This is a genomic window from Streptomyces sp. NPDC056231 (assembly GCF_048270745.1).
Taxonomy (GTDB): domain Bacteria; phylum Actinomycetota; class Actinomycetes; order Streptomycetales; family Streptomycetaceae; genus Streptomyces.
In genome coordinates this window covers 81,363-101,440 of sequence record NZ_JBLVKW010000024.1, presented here as the reverse complement: position 1 = coordinate 101,440, position 20,078 = coordinate 81,363, and the positions used below count along the sequence as shown (strand labels likewise).

18 protein-coding genes are annotated in these 20,078 nt (G+C 69.7%); 7 read left to right on the top strand and 11 right to left on the bottom strand.

Annotated features, from left to right (window positions below):
- Positions 1-173: 173 nt before the first annotated feature.
- Both ACNPQM_RS20215 and ACNPQM_RS20210 read right to left on the bottom strand, forming a co-directional pair.
- Positions 174-1,376, bottom strand: coding sequence for an NAD(P)/FAD-dependent oxidoreductase (locus tag ACNPQM_RS20215; RefSeq protein ID WP_358862801.1), 1,203 nt, complete (start codon positions 1,374-1,376; stop codon positions 174-176).
- Between the two features lie 235 nt (positions 1,377-1,611).
- Complete coding sequence (locus ACNPQM_RS20210) at positions 1,612-2,199, bottom strand: hypothetical protein (protein WP_418085116.1); 588 nt, start codon at positions 2,197-2,199, stop codon at positions 1,612-1,614.
- Positions 2,200-3,138: 939 nt separating this feature from the next.
- On the opposite strand from ACNPQM_RS20210, the gene ACNPQM_RS20205 reads away from it, so the two are divergent.
- Entirely contained in the window at positions 3,139-4,212 is a 1,074-nt protein-coding gene (locus ACNPQM_RS20205) for a TauD/TfdA family dioxygenase (protein WP_418085115.1), read from the top strand.
- A 34-nt stretch (positions 4,213-4,246) separates the two neighbouring features.
- Here the strand turns inward: ACNPQM_RS20205 and ACNPQM_RS20200 are convergent, their stop codons facing one another.
- From ACNPQM_RS20200 to ACNPQM_RS20180, 5 genes are all read right to left on the bottom strand, one after another.
- Positions 4,247-5,464: an RNA-guided endonuclease InsQ/TnpB family protein gene (locus ACNPQM_RS20200; protein WP_418085114.1), complete on the bottom strand. Its 1,218-nt coding sequence runs from the start codon at positions 5,462-5,464 to the stop codon at positions 4,247-4,249.
- Positions 5,465-6,064: 600 nt separating this feature from the next.
- Positions 6,065-7,228: a hypothetical protein gene (locus ACNPQM_RS20195; protein WP_418085113.1), complete on the bottom strand. Its 1,164-nt coding sequence runs from the start codon at positions 7,226-7,228 to the stop codon at positions 6,065-6,067.
- Positions 7,225-8,436 carry a Dabb family protein gene (locus ACNPQM_RS20190; RefSeq protein WP_358861630.1) on the bottom strand — a complete coding sequence of 404 codons (1,212 nt, stop codon included), beginning with the start codon at positions 8,434-8,436 and terminating at the stop codon, positions 7,225-7,227. The genes ACNPQM_RS20195 and ACNPQM_RS20190 overlap by 4 nt, the downstream gene beginning before the upstream one ends.
- Positions 8,437-8,457: 21 nt before the next feature.
- Complete coding sequence (locus ACNPQM_RS20185) at positions 8,458-8,982, bottom strand: aromatic-ring-hydroxylating dioxygenase subunit beta (RefSeq protein ID WP_418085112.1); 525 nt, start codon at positions 8,980-8,982, stop codon at positions 8,458-8,460.
- On the bottom strand, positions 8,979-10,331 hold the full coding sequence (locus tag ACNPQM_RS20180) for an aromatic ring-hydroxylating oxygenase subunit alpha (protein WP_418085111.1): 1,353 nt from the start codon (positions 10,329-10,331) through the stop codon (positions 8,979-8,981). Before ACNPQM_RS20180 ends, ACNPQM_RS20185 begins: the two co-directional genes overlap by 4 nt.
- 206 nt (positions 10,332-10,537) lie before the next feature.
- On the opposite strand from ACNPQM_RS20180, the gene fdxA reads away from it, so the two are divergent.
- The 3 genes from fdxA to ACNPQM_RS20165 all read left to right on the top strand — a co-directional run bounded on the left by fdxA (position 10,538) and on the right by ACNPQM_RS20165 (position 12,784).
- The gene (fdxA, locus tag ACNPQM_RS20175; RefSeq protein ID WP_418085110.1) at positions 10,538-10,849 is read left to right on the top strand and encodes a ferredoxin; all 312 of its coding nucleotides are present in this window, start codon (positions 10,538-10,540) and stop codon (positions 10,847-10,849) included.
- Positions 10,846-11,844: an NAD(P)/FAD-dependent oxidoreductase gene (locus ACNPQM_RS20170; RefSeq protein WP_418085109.1), complete on the top strand. Its 999-nt coding sequence runs from the start codon at positions 10,846-10,848 to the stop codon at positions 11,842-11,844. The genes fdxA and ACNPQM_RS20170 overlap by 4 nt, the downstream gene beginning before the upstream one ends.
- A gap of 154 nt (positions 11,845-11,998) precedes the next feature.
- Positions 11,999-12,784 carry an IclR family transcriptional regulator gene (locus tag ACNPQM_RS20165; protein WP_358861634.1) on the top strand — a complete coding sequence of 262 codons (786 nt, stop codon included), beginning with the start codon at positions 11,999-12,001 and terminating at the stop codon, positions 12,782-12,784.
- A 77-nt stretch (positions 12,785-12,861) separates the two neighbouring features.
- Here ACNPQM_RS20165 and ACNPQM_RS20160 read toward each other — a convergent pair whose 3' ends face one another.
- From ACNPQM_RS20160 to ACNPQM_RS20145, 4 genes are read right to left on the bottom strand one after another with little or no spacing between them, the layout of a single operon-like run.
- Positions 12,862-13,218: a cupin domain-containing protein gene (locus ACNPQM_RS20160; protein ID WP_418085108.1), complete on the bottom strand. Its 357-nt coding sequence runs from the start codon at positions 13,216-13,218 to the stop codon at positions 12,862-12,864.
- Positions 13,215-13,988, bottom strand: a complete 774-nt coding sequence (locus ACNPQM_RS20155; protein ID WP_418085107.1) for an HpcH/HpaI aldolase family protein — start codon at positions 13,986-13,988, stop codon at positions 13,215-13,217. Before ACNPQM_RS20155 ends, ACNPQM_RS20160 begins: the two co-directional genes overlap by 4 nt.
- A gap of 28 nt (positions 13,989-14,016) precedes the next feature.
- Positions 14,017-15,180, bottom strand: coding sequence for an amidohydrolase family protein (locus ACNPQM_RS20150; protein WP_418085106.1), 1,164 nt, complete (start codon positions 15,178-15,180; stop codon positions 14,017-14,019).
- A gap of 27 nt (positions 15,181-15,207) precedes the next feature.
- A complete protein-coding gene (locus ACNPQM_RS20145; protein WP_418085105.1) occupies positions 15,208-16,068 on the bottom strand; it encodes a fumarylacetoacetate hydrolase family protein in 861 nt (286 codons plus the stop codon).
- 339 nt (positions 16,069-16,407) lie between these two features.
- Here ACNPQM_RS20145 and ACNPQM_RS20140 point away from each other — a divergent pair, with 339 nt between their 5' ends.
- The 3 genes from ACNPQM_RS20140 to ACNPQM_RS20130 are packed head-to-tail and all read left to right on the top strand — an operon-like array spanning position 16,408 to position 19,981.
- On the top strand, positions 16,408-17,490 hold the full coding sequence (locus ACNPQM_RS20140) for a zinc-binding dehydrogenase (RefSeq protein ID WP_418085104.1): 1,083 nt from the start codon (positions 16,408-16,410) through the stop codon (positions 17,488-17,490).
- A complete protein-coding gene (locus tag ACNPQM_RS20135; protein WP_418085103.1) occupies positions 17,487-18,581 on the top strand; it encodes a methyltransferase in 1,095 nt (364 codons plus the stop codon). The genes ACNPQM_RS20140 and ACNPQM_RS20135 overlap by 4 nt, the downstream gene beginning before the upstream one ends.
- Complete coding sequence (locus tag ACNPQM_RS20130) at positions 18,578-19,981, top strand: amidohydrolase family protein (RefSeq protein ID WP_418085102.1); 1,404 nt, start codon at positions 18,578-18,580, stop codon at positions 19,979-19,981. The genes ACNPQM_RS20135 and ACNPQM_RS20130 overlap by 4 nt, the downstream gene beginning before the upstream one ends.
- Positions 19,982-20,078 lie beyond the last annotated feature (97 nt).

Sequence of the window (20,078 nt, the reverse complement as noted above, 5' to 3'; positions counted from 1 at the left end):
TCAGGTCCGGGCGTGGGTGGGTGTCGGTGTGTCCGCGGGTCCAGGGTCAGACGCTGCGACAGCAAGGCGGCCGGGCGCCCGATGGCGGCGGCCGCTGGGGCCGGGCCGCGGGTGCGGCCCGGCGGGCCCGGCCGGTGCGCTGGTCAGGCCGATTGCGGCTTTCAGGTGTCGGGTCAGGCGAGCCCGCGAAGCATGAGGTTCCAGTAGAGGAACGGCAGGCCGCGCCGCTTGAGGTACCACATGTCGGTGCGTTCGCGGATGGTGTCGATCACCGGGATCGACGGCGTGGGCTGCCCGCTGTAGTCGAACTCGGCGAGCAGCATCTTGTTGCGGGCCGTGGTCAGCGGGCACGAGGAGTAGCCGTTGTAGGAGGCCGTGGGTTCCCGGCCGTTCATCGTTGCGAGGAGGTTCTCGACGACCACGGGCGCCTGCTTGCGCACGGCTGCGCCGGTCTTGGAGTTCGGGGACGATCCGGCGTCACCGAGGGCCCAGACATTGGGGTATCTGACGTGCCGCATCGTGTGCTTGTCGATCTCGATGTAGCCGGCCGGGTCGTCAGCGTCGGAGAGTGGGCTGTGCTTGATCCAGTCCGGGGCGCTCTGTGGTGGTACGAGGTGGGCCATGTCGTACGGCAGGGTTGTCCTGTCCCCGGTGCCCAGGTCGGTGACGACCACCTCGCGGGCCTCGGGGCGCACCTCGGTGACCTCGCTGCCGTAGTGGACCTTGATGCCGTACCGGCGGACCACGTCGTCGAGCACGCGCGCGAACTCCGGAACGCCGAAGATGGCGGCGCCAGGGATCACGAGGTGGACGTCGATCCTGCCGAGGACGCCCTGCTTGCGCCAGTAGTCGGCGGCGAGGTAGGCAATCTTCTGTGGGGCGCCGCCGCACTTGATGGCGCCGGTGGGCATGCTGAACACCGCGCTGCCCGAGCGGGTTTCGCGGATGAAGCGCCAGGTCGCGGGGGCGGTGTGCGGCAGGTAGTTACTGGATAGGCCGTCCTTGCCGAGCCCGGCCTCCAGGCCCGGCACGCGGCCCCAGTCCAGCTGGATGCCGGGGCAGACCACGAGCTGGTCGTAGGAGACGGTGCTGCCGTCGTCCAGCGTCACCTCCTGGGCTTCGGGGTCGACGGCGACTGCGGCGTGACGGATCCACCGCACGCCCTTCGGAATGACGGTCTCCTGAGGGCGGATGCTCTCTTTCAGCGGTGCTCGTCCGCCGCCGACCAGCGTCCACAGTGGCTGGTAGTAGTGGTCAAGGCTCGGATCGAGTACTGCGACGTCCTTTTCACCGGCACGGCAGAGCCGCGCCGCGACCGAGATACCCGCGGCCCCGCCGCCGATGATCACGGTCCGGTGGTGCTGCTTGGTCACCAAGGGAACCCTCCCGTCCGCCTAATGTACGTACATTCACGCTAGGTCGTACGACTCCGGCACGCAAGACACCCGGGATAACCTCATCGGGATTGTGCGTACATTTGTTCCGCGTGCCGCGGCGAGCACCCGCCCCGTCTCCCGCGCGGCCGGAGCGGCGGAGGGCAATTCAGTGGCCGCCCGCACCGCCGATGACGGGGACCGGCCCTTTTGAGGAGGTCATCGTCCACACAGGACATCAGCGAGCAGCCGCCGACGCGCCACCCGCACGTCGACGCCGCCAGTACGCCACTGTCAGCACCGCCAACAGCGGCCCCCACAGCACCAGCGGCGCATAGCAGAAGTAGAACCACACGCTCGCGATCCCGGCGCCCTGCCCGGGCGCGTCGGGCGGGAGTTCGTCGCCGCGGATGGTCGTCCCCATGACCGTCGTGATGGGGCTCAACAGCGAGAACACCACGGTCAGCACCGTTGCCCCCACCGCCGCGGGCACAACCGCGAGCCGCACCGGTACCCGGCGGCCACGCAGACCGGGCAGCCATCCCGGGAACGCCTCACCCCACCGCGCGACCAGCCCGATCGCCGTGAACGCCAGCAGTTCGGACACCACCGACAGCATCGGAACGTACAACCGCTCGCCCACGCTCAACCCGCTGTCGAACACCGCCGGCAACCGCCAGAGGCTTGACGGCAGCACGACCAGCGGAACGGCGTACGCGAGCCGCCGCGTCCATGCCGAGACCCTGGGCACCGGCTCGTGCGCGGCCTTCCACGCGGTTCGGAGCCGTCCGACACCCATCGGCGCGCCCATGACGCTGCGGGACATGTGTACCACCTCGATCCGGCGGGCCCGGCGGCCCGTTCGGCATCGAAGATCGCAGCTCGCGGACCGCGGGCAAATCGCTCCACGGACGTAACTCCCCTCCGTCCCTGGACGGAGAGCCGCCAACCCGGCCAACCCACCTAAGCCTTGCGGGCGTTCACACACGGCCACTCGAAGTATGACGACCGGCCCGGCCGGCGTACGCGAACGGGTGACGACGTACCGCGACGCGCTCTCCCCCTGCGCAGTCGGCCACCTGAGCGTCGCACAAGGCGCACCCGGCGGCGATGGCCGCAGGCGAGTCGACAGCCGACATCAAGGTTTGAGGTCACAGCACTAGACGGCAACTGTGGCGCTGACGGCCTGGTCGGCGCCACCGGGCAGGACGTTGATGATGGCGGCGGCTTGGTGCCGTCGACGCCGCCCGGGCTTTTTCGCCTTGGCCCGGATCGCCCTCTCCACCCGGCCACGGCCGTCTCGTCATACTCGGCCACCTGCCGCGCGGGCACCTGCGGTAGGCCCGGCCCCATGTGCGCGCCGGCGTTCTGCCGCAGCGCTCGGCCGCCGAGCCGCGCACGGTGGGATGCAACCGCTCACCCAGCATGCCGCTTTGCAAGATGGCGTCTCGCATATTGACGAGTGTCTGGGCCTCCCCTACCGTGGGGACACTTCTCGAAAGGACGGGACCAGCATGAGGCCAGTCGCTCTCGTGGGCGCCTTCGCTGGCCGCCGGACCTTCGGCCAACTGCTCAGCTGCTCCCCGCCCCGGGAGGGACTGCGCCCCGGAACGGCTGCCGGCGAGCCACAGACTCCGTTCCGAGTTTTCTGAGTCTTCTGAGTGCCGTTCGTCGCCGCGCGATGAGCAGCCACCGCACACCGAAACGTCGTCCGTCGTGTCTTCGCCGACGGGCCTGTCATCACATCTTCGAGGAGTGCATCACCGTGACTTCCACTGTCCGCCGTGAGCCGATCTCCGGGCCGTCCGCCTGGCGCGGCGACGAGCTGTCCAAGTCCACGGAGTGGATCTACGTCCTCAGCGACGCGGAGCGTGCCGAGCTGGAAGACCTGGGCCGGCGCTTCGTCGCCGACGCCCCAGACCTGCGCACCGTCACCGCCGCCGACTACCCGTTCGACGCCTGTCGTGCCCTGAACGACGAGTGCGCCCGCCAGATGGACACCGGCCGGGGCTTCGTCCTGGTGCGTGGCCTGCGCACCAGGGAATACGGCGACGTCATGGCCGCGGCCATCTTCTTCGTCATGGGCCTGCACCTCGGTCGGCCGATCGGGCAGAACCAGCGCGGCGACCTGCTCGACCACGTGATCGCCACGTCGGACAGGACGTTGTCCGACGAGGGCGCCCTGCCCTCCCGTGTGCGGGACCGGCTGCCGTTCCACTCGGACAGCTCCGACGTCGTCGCCCTCATGTGTCTGCGAGGTGCCAAGGAGGGCGGAGCCTCCAGCCTGGTCAGCGGCACCACGATCTACAACGAGTTGCTGCTGCGCCGACCGGACCTCGCCCCGCGGCTCTTCGACTCCTATCACTGGGATTGGCGGCGCCAGGACCCCGACTCCCCGGAGTTGACATACACCTCGCCGATCATCAGCTACGTCGACGGCGTTTTCAGCACCTACGCAGGCAGCTCGATGATCTTCAGCGCCCAGCAGTACCCCGACGTTCCGAAGCTGACGCCCGACCAGGTCGAGGCCATCAACCTCTTCGACGAGATCTCCCAGTACCACGGCCTGCCGATCGACATGGCCTTCCAGCCCGGGGATGTGCAGTGGCTGCTCAACTACGCCGCGTTGCACTCGCGTTCCGGCTACGTCGACCACCCGCAGCCGGAACGCCGCCGGCACCTGCTGCGTCTGTGGCTCAAGCGTGATGTCGGCCGCCCGCTGACGCCCAGGTTCGGCAAGCACGTCGTGGACATGGGTGAACCCACCGGACCACCGCTGGCCGGTGGCCGATTCCGCATCGCCGACGCCGTCACCGTGAACGACAACTGGGGAGTTTGAATCCTCCCCTCCCTGAAGGGAGGGGATTCCTGGCTCAGGCCGCCTCCTGGAGCAGCGCTCCAGGAGGTCTTCCGCCGTCAGTACCAGCCGGGTTGAGACCAGCCCGGACGAGCATCACGCGTGCGGAGTTCTTGTCCCGCGGGGACACGGTTCCGCACGCGGTGCAGGTGTAGGTGCGCTCGCTCAGCGGCAGTGCGTGCTTGGCTCTCGCATCGCAGTGCGCGCAGTCCATCGTGGTGTGCGCGGGGTGTACGAGGCGGATGTCCCGCCCGTGCTTGCGGCCCATCTCGATCAGAGCGGCCTTGGTGGCGCCGATGGCGGCGTCAGCGGCCTTGCGGGCCATCGTGGTGCGGGTCAGGAACTTCGGACGGAAGTCCTCGACAGCGATGGCGTCGTGGTCGCGGACGACCTTCTTCGCCCACTTGCGGCTGGTGTCCTCACGTTGCCTGGCGACCTTCTTGTGCGCCTTCGCCCGCCACCTCTTCGCCTCCCGGTAGCCCTTCGAGGCCGCCTGGCCCTTCTTCGGCCTGCGGCGGGCCATCATCCGGTCGTACCGGGTCAGCTTCGCCTGGGCCTTCTTGCCGTGCTCGGCGTGCGGCAGGTCGTGCGCGTCGGACGTGGTGGTCGCGGTCTCCTTCACCCCCCAGTCGACGCCGAGTGCGTGACCGGTCTCCGGTAGGGGCTCAACCTGGGCGGGGACGACGAACGAGCAGTACCAATGCCCGAGGCTGTCCTGGTACACGCGCACCGAGGACGGCTCAGCCGGCAGTTCCCGCGACCACACCACCGACACGACGATGCCCCCGGCCAGGTGCAGACGGCCGCCCTTCAACCGGAACCCGCGCCGGGTGTAGTTGAGACTCGACAGTGCCTCGCGCTTGGTCTTCCACTTCGGCATCCCGGCCCGGCGTGCCACGGGCAGGCGCTCTGCGACGTCCTTCTGCGCCTTGGCGCGGGAGCGGCCAAAGTCGCGGATGATCTGCTGCTGGGGAACCGACGCCCCCTCACGCAGCCACGGCGTACGGGTGCGGGCTTCCGTCAGCATCCTGTCGAGTTGAGCCGGACCGCACGTGGCCTTCTGCCCGGTGGCCTTGCTGTGCAGGTGTACGGCCCTGGACTTGGCAACACATTCGTTCCACACCCACCGGCATCGGTCCCACTCCGCCGCCAGAGCGGTGCGAGCGGTCAACGACACACGAAGCCGGTAGGTGCAGCGGGCATGCCCGTCCTGAGCAGTCGCCCTCACCTGCACCACCTCCCCCCTGAGGGTCCCCAGCCGGGACGCCACACCATCCCCAAACCCTCCGAAGGACCATACGTACGACCGCCGCACACACATACCCCGATCCCACAGCCACCACCCCAACCAGCGACCACACGTATGCGCGTTCGCATCACCCCGTCAGCGCCTCACAGCGGTACGGGCGCTCCACGCCCTGAACCGGATACGGCGACGCTCCGCGTCGCAACACCCGGATCCGATTCCTCCCCGGCGTGAACGCCGGCGCCTCCTCGCAAGAAACAGGTGACGCCGTGCCCTCTCGATGACGGTCGGTCATTCCCGTCGCAGAGCCGCCGTGCCCTCCGACCGGGATACGGACAGCGTCGCTACGCTTCACGGGGGCATGTCCGTGGGGACGAGCACCTTCGCGGCTGGCCTCGCTGGTCTCCCGGGGCGGTGACGCCGGAGGCGGTCTCGACGAGGACCAGACCGCCACCCGTGCCGTCGAGGACACCGAGTCGGTGACGATCCGGTCCACGCAGCCCTTCCTGGTGTGGCGGGTGGCCCGCGCTGTCGACGAGCTGCCCGCACGGTTCGTCGGCAACCGCCGCCCGCGCCGGGATCCCCGGGCTACGCCGGCAGCTCTGTCAACAGCCGCCGATAGATGCGCGCATAGGCGGTCAGCTGCGCCAGAGACAGTTCATCGCAACGCGGATCATCGGCGGCCGGCTTCGCCTGCGGGCCGAGGCGTACGGTCTCGACGCCGCAGGCGCGCAGCACGACGCCGTCGGTCGATCCCGTCCAGCCGGTGACGGTCGGCGGCGGTGAGCCGAACTCGTCGAGCCAGGCCGCCCAGGCTGCCGTCACCACCGGGGCGTCGGTCGGCGTGGCCGCGGCCGACGCCACCGGCTCGGCCTCCACATCGACCGCGCAGTTCCGCAGCACCGACTCCGCGCATCGCATCCGCAACCGGTCGGCCAGCTCGGCCGCCAGCGTCTTCGGCTCCACCTGGTCACCGGCTACGACGTACAGACCGATCCGCATCTGGGCCGGCAGGAGGTCCGGCTTGTCCGGCCAGCCGCTGTCGATCGCACCGATGCCACAGGCCCGGCCGGTCTGCCCGAGCCGCGGGTCGGCGGCCAGGTACGCCGTGCGCCAGCGGGCCAGCTCGTCCAGGATGACGCCGGCCGAGGCGACAACTCCCCCGGGCGGCGTGGCCGACTCCGCCGCCATCGCGGCCCCGGAGCGGCCGGTGACCCGGACGGTCAGGTAGAGCGCCCCGGGCTCGTGCCACAACAGTGTGGGAGGGCCGCACTTGGCGACGATCGCGGACCGCGGCAGCGGGTATGCGTCGATATATGACTCCAGGCCGGTGATCCCGCCGGCGCGGCGGTGTGTCCCGGAGCCGGCGAGCAGCAGCCGTCCGGCGCCCGCTTCGGCGAAGGCGACCAGTGCGGCGGCCACCGGCCCGCGGGCGACCCCGAGCCCGAAGCCGGTCACCGCGTCGCCGACCACGCCGAGCGGACCGACCGGCGCGGCGTCGCCGGTGATGAGCCGGATGCCCGCGCCGTCGTGGTTCAGCGACGTGTCGAGGTGGGAGTACAGCAGTGGGCCGGCCCCATGTGTGGCGACCAGACTGCCGCCCTCGCGACCGTACTCCTGCACCTGCCACTCGATGTGCGGCCACCGGGCCGCGCACCAACTGCGCAGCCGATGGGCCGCCGTCCGTTCCTGACCTCGTGGCGCGGGGGTTGTGTCGAGCAGCCGCAGAACGTCCAGCAACTGCTGTCTCAAAAGCGCCCCCAGTCGTCGGAGGCCGGACGCCACACGTCGATGTTGCGCGGGTCGGCCGGCATTCTGCGGGGCCGGTGAGTCTCGTGCTCCTCCGGGGTGAACACCCGGTGCCGGTCGCACAGCTCGTATCGCGGGCCGAAGCGGGTGTCGTGCATGTAGAACGCGATCGACGTCGATGCCGAGTGGTTGACGATGTCGGAGGCGATCGGGGCACCCTTGTACAGCGCGCGGGCACGCATCCGCATGACATGGTCGAGGCTCTTCATCGCGAAGCACAGGTGCGCGACATAGTGCTCCGTGTTCTTCTGCACCGCGAGGCTGTGGTGGTAGCGGTCCTCGCAGCGGTAGAACGTGGTCGAGCCGACGATGTGGTCCGAGGGCAGGAACTTCAGGACGTTCTGGTAGAAGTCCAGCGTCTCCTCGAACTTCGGGGTGGCGATGAAGGGGTGCACCAGGTCGAGCGGCCGGATCTCGATGTGGGGCGGCTCGGCGTACTCCTGGAACTCGGTGAACAGTTCGACGACCAGGCCGTTGGGGTCCTTCACCGCGAAGCCGTTGTCGCACAGCGCCTTCTGCCGCTCCTGCAGTTCCAGGACCTCGAGGCCGGCGTCGAGAACGGCCTTGTGCAGTTGCTCCAGGACCTCCTCGCTCTCCACGCTGTAGCCGACGGCGGTCGTCCATCCGTCGGCGCGTTCGGGCGCGTGGATCAACTCGATCGCGTGGTGCTCGATGTCGGCGCGCAGGTAGGCGTGTTCGTCCGTGCGCTGCTCCAGTTGCAGACCGACGTGGTATTCGAGGAAGTCGATTGTGGCCTGCATGTCCGGAACCTCGATGCGGGCGTACTCCATGCCGTACGGGCCGTGCGGGCGGGTGCTCACCGGCGGTCTCCTTCCTGCCGTGAGCGGCGCCCGCTCGGCGAACTCGAACGAGGTGATGGCCTGTTGGGCGATGACCGGCCGCCAGCGAGTGCGTACGAAGTGTTCGTGCGACTCGCTGCCGAGATAGGCGAGCAGGTCGTCCTGGCTGTCGAAGTCGACGGCCATGGTGTGGGTGAAGGTCTGGTCGCGGGTGCTGATGTTCTCGCCGAGGACGAAGCCGCGCATGGCCGGGTACCGGTCCGGGAAGGTGCGCAGTTCGCCCAGCACGGACTCGCGCGTCGTCCGGTCGGTCCCCTCGGCGAAACGGAAGGACAAGGTGTGTCTGATCATCGGGTCGCCGTCCGTCGCCGGTCAGAGGATGAAGCTGAGTCGGGCGCCCGCCGCGAGCGACTCGTGGCCGAGGACGGAGCGCCGCAACCGGAAGCGGAGCCCGTCCTCGGTGGGCACCAGGAGGTGGTCGTACCACCCGACGTAGGCGTCGAAGTGCCCGTCGCGGGCACGGTGCACCACGAAGGAGGCAGCCACCTTGAAGGAGTCCTCGGAGCCCTCGCAGAGCCGCACGTTGGACACCAGCCGGTGGGTGCGTGAGTGCGGGTTCTCGGCATGCGCCTTGCGGGACTTCAGGCGCTTGACCCGGGCGAGGAGCAGGCCCCAGTCATCGTCGACGAACGATCCGCTCTCGTGCGGCGACCAGCCGGGCCGGTAGTCGGTGGTCGGGATCTCGAAGCGGGCGCCGGGCTCGAAGAGGGCGAGCCAGCCGTCGTAGTCCCAGCGGTCGAGGATGTCGGCCTCGGTGTAGAGGAAGTCCTCCACGTCCTGCCGGGTGACGGTGCGTCCCGCACACCACACGGAGCTGCGGTTGCCGATCGTCGTCATCGCACGTCCCTCCCCACCGGGAAGGAAGCGGGACGCTCGCCGTGGATCTCGATGCCGTCGTCGAACCCTATGGAGTCGACCCAGTGCCGCCAGAAGCCACGCATCGCGCCTTCGTCGACCGACCGGCCCTGCGCTCCCTTGACCTCGTCGGCCATGCCTCGCGACATGTCACTGAAGTCCAGCTCGGGGATACCGGTGCCCGCCGTGGCCTGGATGCCGCGCTGGACCGCCTCGTACGCCTCGATGTCGTCCGGTGTGGCGAGGCCGCCCGGGCCGACGAAGCTGACGACCGTCTTCATGCGCAGGGCGCGCGTCTCCGGGTCCTCGGCGCTAGGGACCAGTTGCCAGGCGCGCACATCGGTCTGGTCGGCGGCCACCGGCTCCAATTGACGGATCGACAGGCCCTCGATGTCGAACAGCAGCAGGTTCGGGAACACGAACAGGATGTGGCTCTCGTCGGCCACGTGGTGGGCCCGCTTCTCCCCCAGCCGCTGGGTCATCTCGGCCCGGTGGGCGTCGGTGCGGACCCGCTCGGCCTCGCCGAAGCGCGGTTCCCAGATCATGCTGATCCGCCCGCCGTGCCCGGTCAGGACCAGCAGACCGTGGCCGTTGCCGAGGTTGTACGCGTACTGGTTGTCGTCGGTGACGGCGTAGCCGCTCTCCCGCAGGTAGCCCACGAACGTGTTGTGGGTCGGTGCGAAGTGGTACCCGTCCATCGCGTTCTCGACGGCGAGCTTCCAGTTGCCGCGCACGCTGTAGAGCTGCGTGCCGGGCAGTGTGGTCATGCCGCCGACGTGCTGCTGCTCGATCATCGTCAGGTAGTCGGCGGCGTCGCCGAGGTGTTCGAGCAGCGGCGGGACGTCGGGGTCGAAGGAGACGAAGACGAACCCCTCGTGGATCTCCAGGCGCGGCACGCCGCGCAGTCCCATGGAGGCCCGGAACTCGTCGCTCGACTCGTACGCGCCGGCGTCCGGGATGGCGGCGACCTCACCGTTGTTGCGGAACGTCCAGGCGTGGTAGAAGCACTGGAAGAGCCTGGTCGAGCCCTCGTTCTCGCGGCACAGCACGGTGCCGCGGTGCGGGCAGGAGTTGAGGAACGCGTGCACCTCGCCGGCGGTGTCCCGGCAGAAGATCAGCGGTCGGCCGCCCAGAGTGCGGACCTTGAAGTCGTTGGGGTTGGGGATCTCGGTCTCGTGCCCGAGGTAGAGCCAGGTGTGCATCCATACCCAGCCGCGTTCCCTGGCGAACAGTTCCGGGCTCCGGTACGCCTCGCGGTTGACCCGGAAGGTGAGCTGATCCCAGTCTTCGACGATCATCGTTGCTGGTGCGGTCCGGGGATTGCTTCCCATGCGGAGTTTGCCTCTCACAAGTCCCGACCCGAGCGGCATTCCGTGAGACGCCGTCTCGTATGTCGCATTAGCCTCCCTCGGTGAACTCGACGGTGTCAAGCATCCGTCACACGGTTGACACCCCGACCTGACGCCGCCATCATCCAATTTCACATTGAGATACACCGTCTCGCATTCTGCACGACCGTGTGAAGGGTGACAAGCGCGTGCCGTACGTCATCACCGACGCCTGCGTCGACGTCATGGACAAGTCCTGCATGGAAGAGTGCCCAGCCGACTGCATCCACGAGGGCGACCGGATGCTCTGCATCCAGCCCGACGCATGCGTCGAGTGCGGGCGCCGCGAACCCGTCTGCCCGCAGATCTCCCTCCGCCACCACGACCTGCCCGCGCACAGCAAGCACTTCGAGCAGGTCAGCGCCGAGTTCTTCACTCTCGGCACCCCGCCCCTCGGCTCCCCCGGCGGAGCCCGCAGAACAGGCCGCGTCGGCCACGACCACCCCGAGGTGGCGGCGTGAGCGGCCACGCGGCCACGGATGCCGCCGCCGAGGTGTCCGTCGACCTGCTCATCGTGGGCGCCGGTCCGACCGGGCTGTACGGCGCGTACTACGCCGGTTTCCGCGGCATGAGCGTGGCGGTCGCCGACGCGCTGCCCGAGGTGGGCGGACAGATCGCCGCGCTCTACCCCGAGAAGCTCATCTATGACGTGGCCGGCTTCCCCGCCGTCCGCGGCCAGGAGTTGGTGGACCGGCTGGCCGAACAGGCCGACCGGTGGAACCCCACCTATCTGCTCGGACACGGGGTCACCGACTTGGACGACACCGCCGAGGGCATCGTCGCCGCCACCGACACCGGCACGCGGATCACCGCGGGTGCGGTGCTCGTGTGCGGCGGGATCGGCAACTTCATCCCCCGCGAACTCCCGGTGGGCTCCGAGTACCTGGACCGGGGGCTGCGGTACTTCGTACCGCGTCTGGACGAACTCGGGGGACAGGACGTCGTGGTGGTCGGCGGCGGTGACTCCGCCCTCGACTGGGCGCTGTCCCTGGAACCCATCGCCTCGTCGGTGACACTGGTGCACCGGCGTGCCCGGTTCCGGGCCCATGAACGTAGTGTCGAGCAGGTTCACGCCTCCTCGGTGCGGGTCCTCACTCCCTACGAGGTCGAGAAAATCCACGGCGACGGCGCGGTGTCGGAGGTCGTGGTCGCCACCTCCGACGGCGACCGGATCACTCTGCCCGCCCAGACCGTGGTGGCCGCGCTCGGCTTCATCGCCGACCTCGGCCCGATCGAGCGGTGGGGACTGGAACTGCGCCGTCGGCGCATCCTCGTCGACCGCACCATGCGGTCGAGCCGGGAGCGGGTGTACGCGGCCGGTGACATCGCCGACCACGACGGCAAGGTCACCCTCATCTCGATCGGTTTCGGCGAGGCGGCTCTCGCCGTCAACCACATCGCCGCCCTGCTGGACCCGGCCCGTTCGATCACGCCCGGGCACTCCTCCGATGCGTGAGTCCGCGCACCGGACCACCACCCCGGGCACACCGCGCAGGGGCTCTCGTGCCTCCACCCCCGCCGTTACACTTCCCCCTACCACTACTCTATTCAATACGGCGTTTCATTTAGTGTCTTATGGCAGGCCAAGTGCGATTGGGAGCGATACGTTCATGCCCACAAAGGCGCAGCGCGGCACCGGCGAACAGGGCGGCCCGGACAGAACCGCCCCGACGATCCAGACGGTGCAGCGTGCGGCCCTGATCCTCGGATCGTTCACGGTCGGCAAGCCGCACATGAGCCTCAACGAGATCACCGCGCGTCTCGGGGCGAGCAAGGCGACCGCGCACCGCTACACGAAGGCGCTGCGGGCGGCGAATCTGCTCCGGTACGACGAGCGCACCTCGCTGTACTCCCTCGGTCCCCAAGTGCTCACGCTCGCCTCGGCGGCGCGGGCCGGTCTGCCGATCGTGGCCGCCGCCGAGCCGTACATGGAGGATCTGGTCCGGCGTATCGACGAGACGATCGTGCTGTCGGTCTGGGACGGCGAGTCGGCGACCGTGGTGCGCTCGGTGGACAACACCGACCACATGGTGCGCATCAGTGTCCGGGTCGGTTCGCGCCTGAACCTCACGTCCTCGGCACAGGGGCGCGTCTTCCTCGCGCTGCTGCCCCCGGAGCAGGTGCCGACCCTGCCGCGTTCCGTCCGCAACTCGGCCGAACTCACCGAGGAGCTGGAGGCCATCCGGCAGCATGGGCTGTCGGTCAACTCCCCCACGGTCAACGGAGTCCGCACCGTCGCGGCGCCGATCTTCGAGGGGGACAAGATCAGCGGGACGCTCGCGATCGTCGGCACCACAGCAACCGTGCCCGACGATGTCACGTCGCCGATGGCCCAGGCACTGCTGGAGACCGCCCGCGCGTTGTCGCAGCGGCTGGGCACCCCTGACAGCAGCTGACCGTCCTACGACGGCGGAAGGCCCACCGCGGTCCGCGGTGGGCCTTCCGTCATGGTCCGTGACGGGCCGTCCGGCGCTCAGGGCAGCAGGTCGGCCCGCGGCGGGACGAAGAAGTCGATGTTCACGCAAGGGGCCTCGGTCGGCTCCACGTAGTGCTCGCTGCCTCGGGGAACGAGCAGGAACGAGCCGGCCCGCATGTCGTGCGCGACACCGTCCACGTAGTAGTTCGCGCGCCCCTCGGCGATATGGACCAGTTGGTCGAAGTCCTCGTGCTGGTGCGGGTTGAGTTCCATACCGACCTGCAGCTCGTGGTGACAGATCATCACTTCGTCCGTCGCGTAGACGCGGCGACGTACCCCGGGCCGCACCTGGGTCGCCGGCAGTTCGTCCCAGTTGACGACGGTGTTGACCAGCGCTGCGTTGCGTGTGCTCATCGAGCTTCCTCTCCGGCGGTCGCCCGTAGGCCGTCCGCCAGCATCTGCAGGTCCGAACCGACCACGAGGTAGCCGGCGTCATCGAGGCCCAGGTCCGCCGCGGCGGCCCGGGTCGGCGCCCAGCCTCCGAACGCCACCCCCGCGGAACGGGCGGCGCCGTTCACCCGGTTCACCGCGGCGCGCAGCACCGCCGGGTCCGTCGGCAGACCCAGGTCGACCGCGAGGTCGGTGCTGCCGACGAAACACACGTCGAGAGCGGCGACCAGCTCCGGCAGAGGGTCGGTCCGCGCGGTCTCGATCTGCCCCACGAGCACCGGCGGGTCGTCCTGCTCGGCGCGGAGAAACCCGCCCAGCGGGGCCGCGCCGAACCGGGCGGCCCGGTTGGCAAGGCTCACGGAGCGGCGGCCGGCCGGAGCAAACCGAGTGGCCGCCACGAGTGCCTGGGCCTGGGTGACGCGGGTGAGCATGGACAACTGGATCCCGGCCGCCCCGGCCTCCAGGAGCCGGTTGACGGCGGCGGCGTCCACCTCGGGCACCCGGACCAGGGCCGCCAGTGCGCAGGCGTCCGCGTGGCGCACCAGGTCGACGGCGTTCCGCTCGCTGAGGGTGGAGTGTTCGAGGTCGACGACGATGAACGCGAACCCGGCCGTCGCGGCCAGTTCCACCACGTCGAGCGACGCCAGCTTGACGAAGGTGCCGACGGCGGGTTTCCCGGCCGTGAGGGCCGCTCGCAGTCGGCGCCGCAGCGGATGGGCGGAACCGGTGGTCATGAGAACCTCCCCTGGGCGTGCCGGCTGGTCAGGCCGACCGCAGACCTCGCCACGGCACGATGTCGATCTCGGCGCCACCGTGCAGCACCACGGTCGGCTCCAGGCGCGGCGCGAGAATCGTGTTGCCCGCGGCGTCGGGCAGGGTGACCTCGTCGGTCTCGGTGACGACGGTGACATCGGCCCGCCCGCCGACCTCCAGGCGCCCGTAGCCCTCGGTGTCGAGCCCGAGCAGTCGCGCGGGCTCGACGGTGGCCCGCCGGACGCACTCCTCCAGCGGCGCACCGAGCGCGACCAGCTTGGAGATGCTGGTGAGCAGGTCGAACACCGGGCCGCGCCAGTTGCGCGCACTGGTGTCGGAGCTGAGCACATCGGGCAGGAATCCGTCGGCGATCGCCCGGCGCGCCACCTCGAAGCTGAGGTTGCTCCTGCCGTGGGCGGAGTCGAACAGCACGCCGCGCTCACGGGCGGCGGTGACGGCGGGCTGCACATGGTCACCGTCGAGGATTCCGTGCGGCTTGCCGGTGTAGCAGTGCGCCACGATGTCGCCGGGGCGCAGGTGGTCCAGGACGACGGGCAGCGGCTCCGCGGTCTCGCCGATGTGCAGCATCAGCGGCAGACCGGCCTGTTCGGCCAGCGCCACGGACTTCTTCAGCAGCGACTCCCAGTTCTCGCCGACGACGTCCTCGGAGAGACGGATCTTGAAGCCGCGCACGATGTCGGGGTGGGCCTCGGCGGTCGCGAGCGCGTCCTCGGGGACCAGGGTGTCGGGGTTGAGCAGCTCACCGAATCTGAAGTCGATCAGGCCGAGCACGGAGACGTTGAGGAAGTTGACGATGCGCAGCGGGTTGGGCTCGACCACCAGCTTGCGAAAGGCCGCGAAGGTCGAGGCGCCGGCTGTGCCGGCATCCGCCGCCGCGACCACGCCGCGGCGCAGATGGGCTTCCTCGGCGGGGGCGCCGACGGCGGAGACGTGCTGGAAGATGTGGGTGTGGCCCTCGACGAGGCCCGGGAGCACGGTGGAGCCGGTGACGTCGATGGCGCGGGCCGCGTCGGCCGCCAGACCCTCGCCGATCGCGGCGATACGGTCACCGGTTACCGCCACGTCGAGCCGGGCGTTCGTGGCCGATGCCGGGTCTATGACGGTGCCGCCGGTCAGGACGAGGTCGTAGGACGGCGCAGAGGTGTGGGACATCGGTGTCTGCTCCAGGGTGAGGGGCGGTCAGCCGACCTGTTCGGTCGGCCGGTGGTCGCGCGGTGACGCGTCCGGGGGACGCACGATGCGGGTGAGGAGGGGCAGCACGCCGTCCACCTCGACTCGTACCTCGTCGCCGTCGGCGAGGAAGCACGCGCGGTCCTGGCCGGTGCCGGCCGGGGTTCCGGTGAGGACGACATCGCCGGGTTCGAGCGCAGCGAACCACGACAGTCTGCTGAGCAGATCGGGGATCGAGAAGATCATCCCGGCGCTCGTGTCGTCCTGCAGAAGCTCGCCGTTGATCCGGGTCCGTACGCCGATGGCGTCGCGGTCCGCGAGATCGTCGGGAGTGCGCAGCGAGGGGCCGAGCGGTGTGAACCCCGGGTAGCTCTTGGCGAGGACGGGGGCGCCTGTAGTGCGCATGACATCACGGGCCGTCATGTCGTTGGCAGCGGTGATTCCGGCGACCGCGGGCCATACCTCCGACTCGCTCGCCTGGTACAGCCGGCGCCCCACGACGACCGCGATCTCCCCCTCGTAGTCGGGTTCGGTCGCGGCCCGCGGGATCACCACCTGAGCGCCGGGTGCCGACACGCCTGACGAGGCGGCCAGGTACAGGATCGGCTGTTCGGGCAGTCCCCGGCCGGTCCGGGCGGCCTTGGACATGTAGTTGAGTCCGACGCCCCACACCGCGCGGGGGCGGCCCAACAGTGCCGTGGGGGTGACTTCTTCGAGCGGGATGCGCCGACGCACCGGGCAGGAGGCCAGACAGTGCAGCGAGCCCTCCTGCTGAAGGACCGCTCTGACGTGCGGAAATGCAGTGTCCAGCAGGGCGGCAGCCCCGTCCTCGATCCGGCCCAGGCCGGCCTGCATCGTCACTACCTGCATGACAGGCATCTTTCAATGCGAGATGGCATCATGTCAAGCAATACGCAGGTGTGGACTGAAGGCATGCGAGGGCTCCTGTCCGGACAGCGTTGGACGAGGTGTCGGAGGTGCGCCGACCTGGACGGACGCCGGTACCGGGCTTGCCGGTTTCACGGCGACTTGGTGGGGAGCATTGACAACCCCTCACGGGCGCCATAGCGTTCCGGCCCACTTGGTCGATGGGCAACAAATCGGTCAGGGGGAGCGTTTTCGGCGCTCCGCGGAGACCGTTGCATGCCGGCCAGGCGTGCAACGAGCTGGCCGGCAACAGAAGTCACACAGCCAGCGGAGGTCTCTCCCATGAAGGTTGTACTCCATCAGACACACGGCGGACCTGAGGTGCTCCAGGTCGCCGACGTCCCGGTGCCCGAACCGGGGCCGGACGAGGTGCTCGTACGCGTCGCGGCCTGCGGCCTCAACCACCTCGACGTCCTGCAACGACGCGGGCCCGGGCTGATCCCCGGCTTCAAACTGCCGCACGTGAGCGGCATGGACATCGCGGGCACCGTCGCCGCGGTCGGCCCGGTGGGCAACGGCCCGGCGGGCAACGGGCAGGCGGGCAACGGGCGGGCGGGCAAGGCGGCCACGCTCGCCGAGGGCACACGCGTCGTGGTGAACCCGGCCGTGCCGTGCAATCGTTGCGAGAGCTGCGCCGCCGGAAAGGACGGCGGATGCCCGAGCGCGGGTGTCATCGGCGCCACCCTGGCCGGCGGCTACGCCGAGTACGTTCTCGTCCCCGCGGCCAATGTGCACCACGTGCCGGACGAGGTCGATCTGGTCGACGCGGCCGTCGTGCCGACGATCTGGATGACGGCCTGGCACGCGCTCATCGAGATCGGCAAGGTCCGCCTCGGCGAGACGGTGCTGATCCACGCGGCGGGCAGCGGTGTCAGCACCGCGTTGATCCAGTTGGCCAAGGCCGGCGGTGCCCGCGTGGTCACCACGGTCAGCTCGGACGCGAAGACTGACTACGCACGCGGCCTGGGTGCCGACGTCGTGGTCAACTCGACGACCGGCGACGTCGTGGCGGCCGTGCGCGAGTTCACCGGCGGGCGGGGCGCCGACCTCGTACTCGATCATGTCGGCCCGGCCACGTGGAACACCGGCATCTACAGCCTCGCGCCGCGCGGGCGACTGGTTTTCCTCGGCAACACCACGGGAAACCAGGCCGAGTTCGACCTGGTCTACGCCTACCACTTCGGGCTGCGACTGCTCGGCTCGGACCCCTACGACCGCCGCGAGTTCGCCGCGATGCTCGACGCCTACTGGGCCTCGACGTTCCGTACCCCGGTCGACAGCGAGTTCCCGCTGACCGAGGCCGCGGCGGCACAGCAGCGGATGGAGTCGCGGCAGGCCACCGGCAAGATCGTGCTGCGCCCATGAACACGACGAACGCCACCCCGACCGGACCGGCACCGGTATGGGACGTGATCAATGGTTTCACGTCCTACTGGGCGCTCTCGGCCGCACTCGACCTCGGCCTGTTCGACGCCCTGGCGGAACACGCCGATTCCGGGAAGGGCCTGGACGCCAAGCAGTTGGCGACCTCGATCGGTGCGGCCGAGGACACCCCGGTGACCGTGCTGGCCGAGACGCTCGTCGCACTCGGCCTGCTCGCCGCCGTCGGGAGTCGCTTCCGGCTCACGCCCGTGGCCGAGCACTACCTGGTGTCGTCCGCGCCTGCCTCCATGGCCGCACTCGTACGGCACTCCCCCGGGCCGCCGGGAGCCTGGCCGGGCCTGGCCGAAACCATCCGCACCGGCGCACCCGACCCCGCCGTGACAGCCGACCTGACCGCGCTGTACCCGGCGCTCGTGCGCGCCACCGGCCCGACCCAGGCCCGCGTGGCGAGCGCTGTCGCCGCCGAACTGGAGCGCCGCGGGTGGTGGCCGAGGCAGCCGACGGTCGTGGACCTCGGCTGCGGCTCGGGGGCGTGGCTGACTGCACTGCTGCGCACCCGGCCCAGCGGCACGGTGATCGCGGTCGACCGGCCGAATGTGCTGCCGATCGCCGAGCAGGCGGCCAGCGAGGCCGGCCTGCGTGAACATGTGATCACCGTCGCCGGCGACTATCTGGAGGCCGATCTCCCGGTCGCCGCCGCCGATGTCGTCGTCCTGGCACATGTGCTGCGCGCCGAACCTGCCGAGCGTGCCCGGCGGTTGCTCGCCCGCGCGGTCGAACTGGCCGGTGCGGACGGGGTGGTCGTGGTCGTCGACTACACGCGTCCCGATCCGGCCCGCGCCCGACACGACGACAGCGATGGCGAGGACCGCGGCGCCGTCTGTGCCGCCGCGCGCCACGAACTGCTGCTGTCCCTGACGATGCTGGCCTCGACAGCGGGGCTCGGTGTCACGGTCGCGGACCTGCGCGCGTGGGCCGAAGCGGCCGGCGCCGAGCTGGTCGGCTCGTTCGAGCCGGTGCCGCGCCAGCACGTCCGCCTCATCCGCTCCCGCACCCCGGAGGCCATCTCGTGAATTCCCCGAACACCACGGCACCCGCCGACACCCTGATCGTCAACACCCACGTCGTCACCATGGACGACTCCCGCCGCGTGATCAGCGACGGAGCGGTCGCCATCCGGGGCGACCTGATCGTGGCCGTCGGCAAGACCGCCGACGTGACCGCCCAGTGGCACAGCGACACCGTCATCGCCGGTGAACGGTTCGTCGTCACCCCGGGGCTGATCAATACGCATGTGCACATCACCGGCGAACCGCTCACGCGCGGTTTCGTCCCGGACGACACCCCGTTCCTGGAGAACGTCTTCGAGTGGCTCACACCGATCCACACGTACTACACCGAGGAGGATGAGCACATCTCCGCCCAGCTCGCGGCGCTGGAGATGCTCAAGAGCGGCACCACCGCGTTCCTGGAGGCCGGCACGATCCGATTCATCGACCCCGTCGTCGAGGCCCTCAGCGAGATCGGCATTCGCGCCCGCGTCGGACCGTGGGCGTGGGATCTGGTCCCCACGCCGGAGGTGCTGCGCATGTCGACCGCACAGGCGATCACGCGCCTCGAAAACTCGATGGACCGGTACGCCTCAGTGGCCGACGGCCGTATCCAGGCATGGCCCATCATCATCGGCCACACCTGCTGCAGCGACGAGCTGTGGCGGGCGGCGAAAGCCCTGTCGATCGAGTACGGCACCGGGTTCAGCTTCCACATGTCGCCGGCGGCGATGGACCCCGAGGGGTTCCTCGCGTCGTACGGGCAACGGCCGATGGTGCACCTCGACAAGCTCGGCGTGCTGGGCAACAACGTGATCCTGACCCATGCCGTCCACGTCGACGACGACGAGATCGCGCTGCTCGCCCGCACCGGGACGAGCGTGTCGCACTGTCCGACCACGGCGCTGAAGGTGTCGTACGGCGTGACCCAGATCGGCAAGTTCCCCGAGATGGTGGAAGCCGGTGTCAATGTAGCGATCGGCACCGACGGCAACAACGCCTCGAACTACCACGACCTGATGCGCGCGACCTACCTCGTCGCCGGCCTGTTCAAGGACGCCCGGCGTGACGCCACGATCTTCCCGGCCGAGGACGCGTTCGCGATGGCCACCCGCAACGGCGCCCGCGGACTCCAGGCCGAGCACGAGATCGGCTCGATCGAGACGGGCAAGAAGGCCGACCTGGTGCTGCACGACACCAACCGGCCGGAGTGGCGGCCACTGCACAACGTCGCCAACCAGCTCGTGTGGTCGGCCGACGGGCGGGGTGTGCACACCGTGTTCGTCGACGGGCGGCGCGTCGTCGACAACTACCGCTGCACGACGATCGACGAGGACGACCTCCTGCGCCGCGCCCAGACCGCCGGTGAGGGCATCGTGGCCCGCTCCGGCCTGCCCGACCGGGCCAAGTGGCCCACCGTCTGACCGCACGGCCGAGCGTCGCGGTCGCGCCGAACGACACGAACGACACGAACGACAGGAACGACAGGAACGACAGGAACGACAGGAACGAATGAGGAGA

Coding starts and splice junctions, on each gene's coding strand:
- ACNPQM_RS20210 (WP_418085116.1), bottom strand. CDS start 2,199: ATGTCCCGCAGCGTCATGGGCGCGCCGATGGGTGTCGGACGGCTCCGA.
- ACNPQM_RS20190 (WP_358861630.1), bottom strand. CDS start 8,436: ATGATCAGACACACCTTGTCCTTCCGTTTCGCCGAGGGGACCGACCGG.
- ACNPQM_RS20185 (WP_418085112.1), bottom strand. CDS start 8,982: ATGACGACGATCGGCAACCGCAGCTCCGTGTGGTGTGCGGGACGCACC.
- ACNPQM_RS20180 (WP_418085111.1), bottom strand. CDS start 10,331: ATGGGAAGCAATCCCCGGACCGCACCAGCAACGATGATCGTCGAAGAC.
- ACNPQM_RS20165 (WP_358861634.1), top strand. CDS start 11,999: ATGCCCACAAAGGCGCAGCGCGGCACCGGCGAACAGGGCGGCCCGGAC.
- ACNPQM_RS20160 (WP_418085108.1), bottom strand. CDS start 13,218: ATGAGCACACGCAACGCAGCGCTGGTCAACACCGTCGTCAACTGGGAC.
- ACNPQM_RS20155 (WP_418085107.1), bottom strand. CDS start 13,988: ATGACCACCGGTTCCGCCCATCCGCTGCGGCGCCGACTGCGAGCGGCC.
- ACNPQM_RS20150 (WP_418085106.1), bottom strand. CDS start 15,180: ATGTCCCACACCTCTGCGCCGTCCTACGACCTCGTCCTGACCGGCGGC.
- ACNPQM_RS20145 (WP_418085105.1), bottom strand. CDS start 16,068: ATGCAGGTAGTGACGATGCAGGCCGGCCTGGGCCGGATCGAGGACGGG.
- ACNPQM_RS20140 (WP_418085104.1), top strand. CDS start 16,408: ATGAAGGTTGTACTCCATCAGACACACGGCGGACCTGAGGTGCTCCAG.
- ACNPQM_RS20135 (WP_418085103.1), top strand. CDS start 17,487: ATGAACACGACGAACGCCACCCCGACCGGACCGGCACCGGTATGGGAC.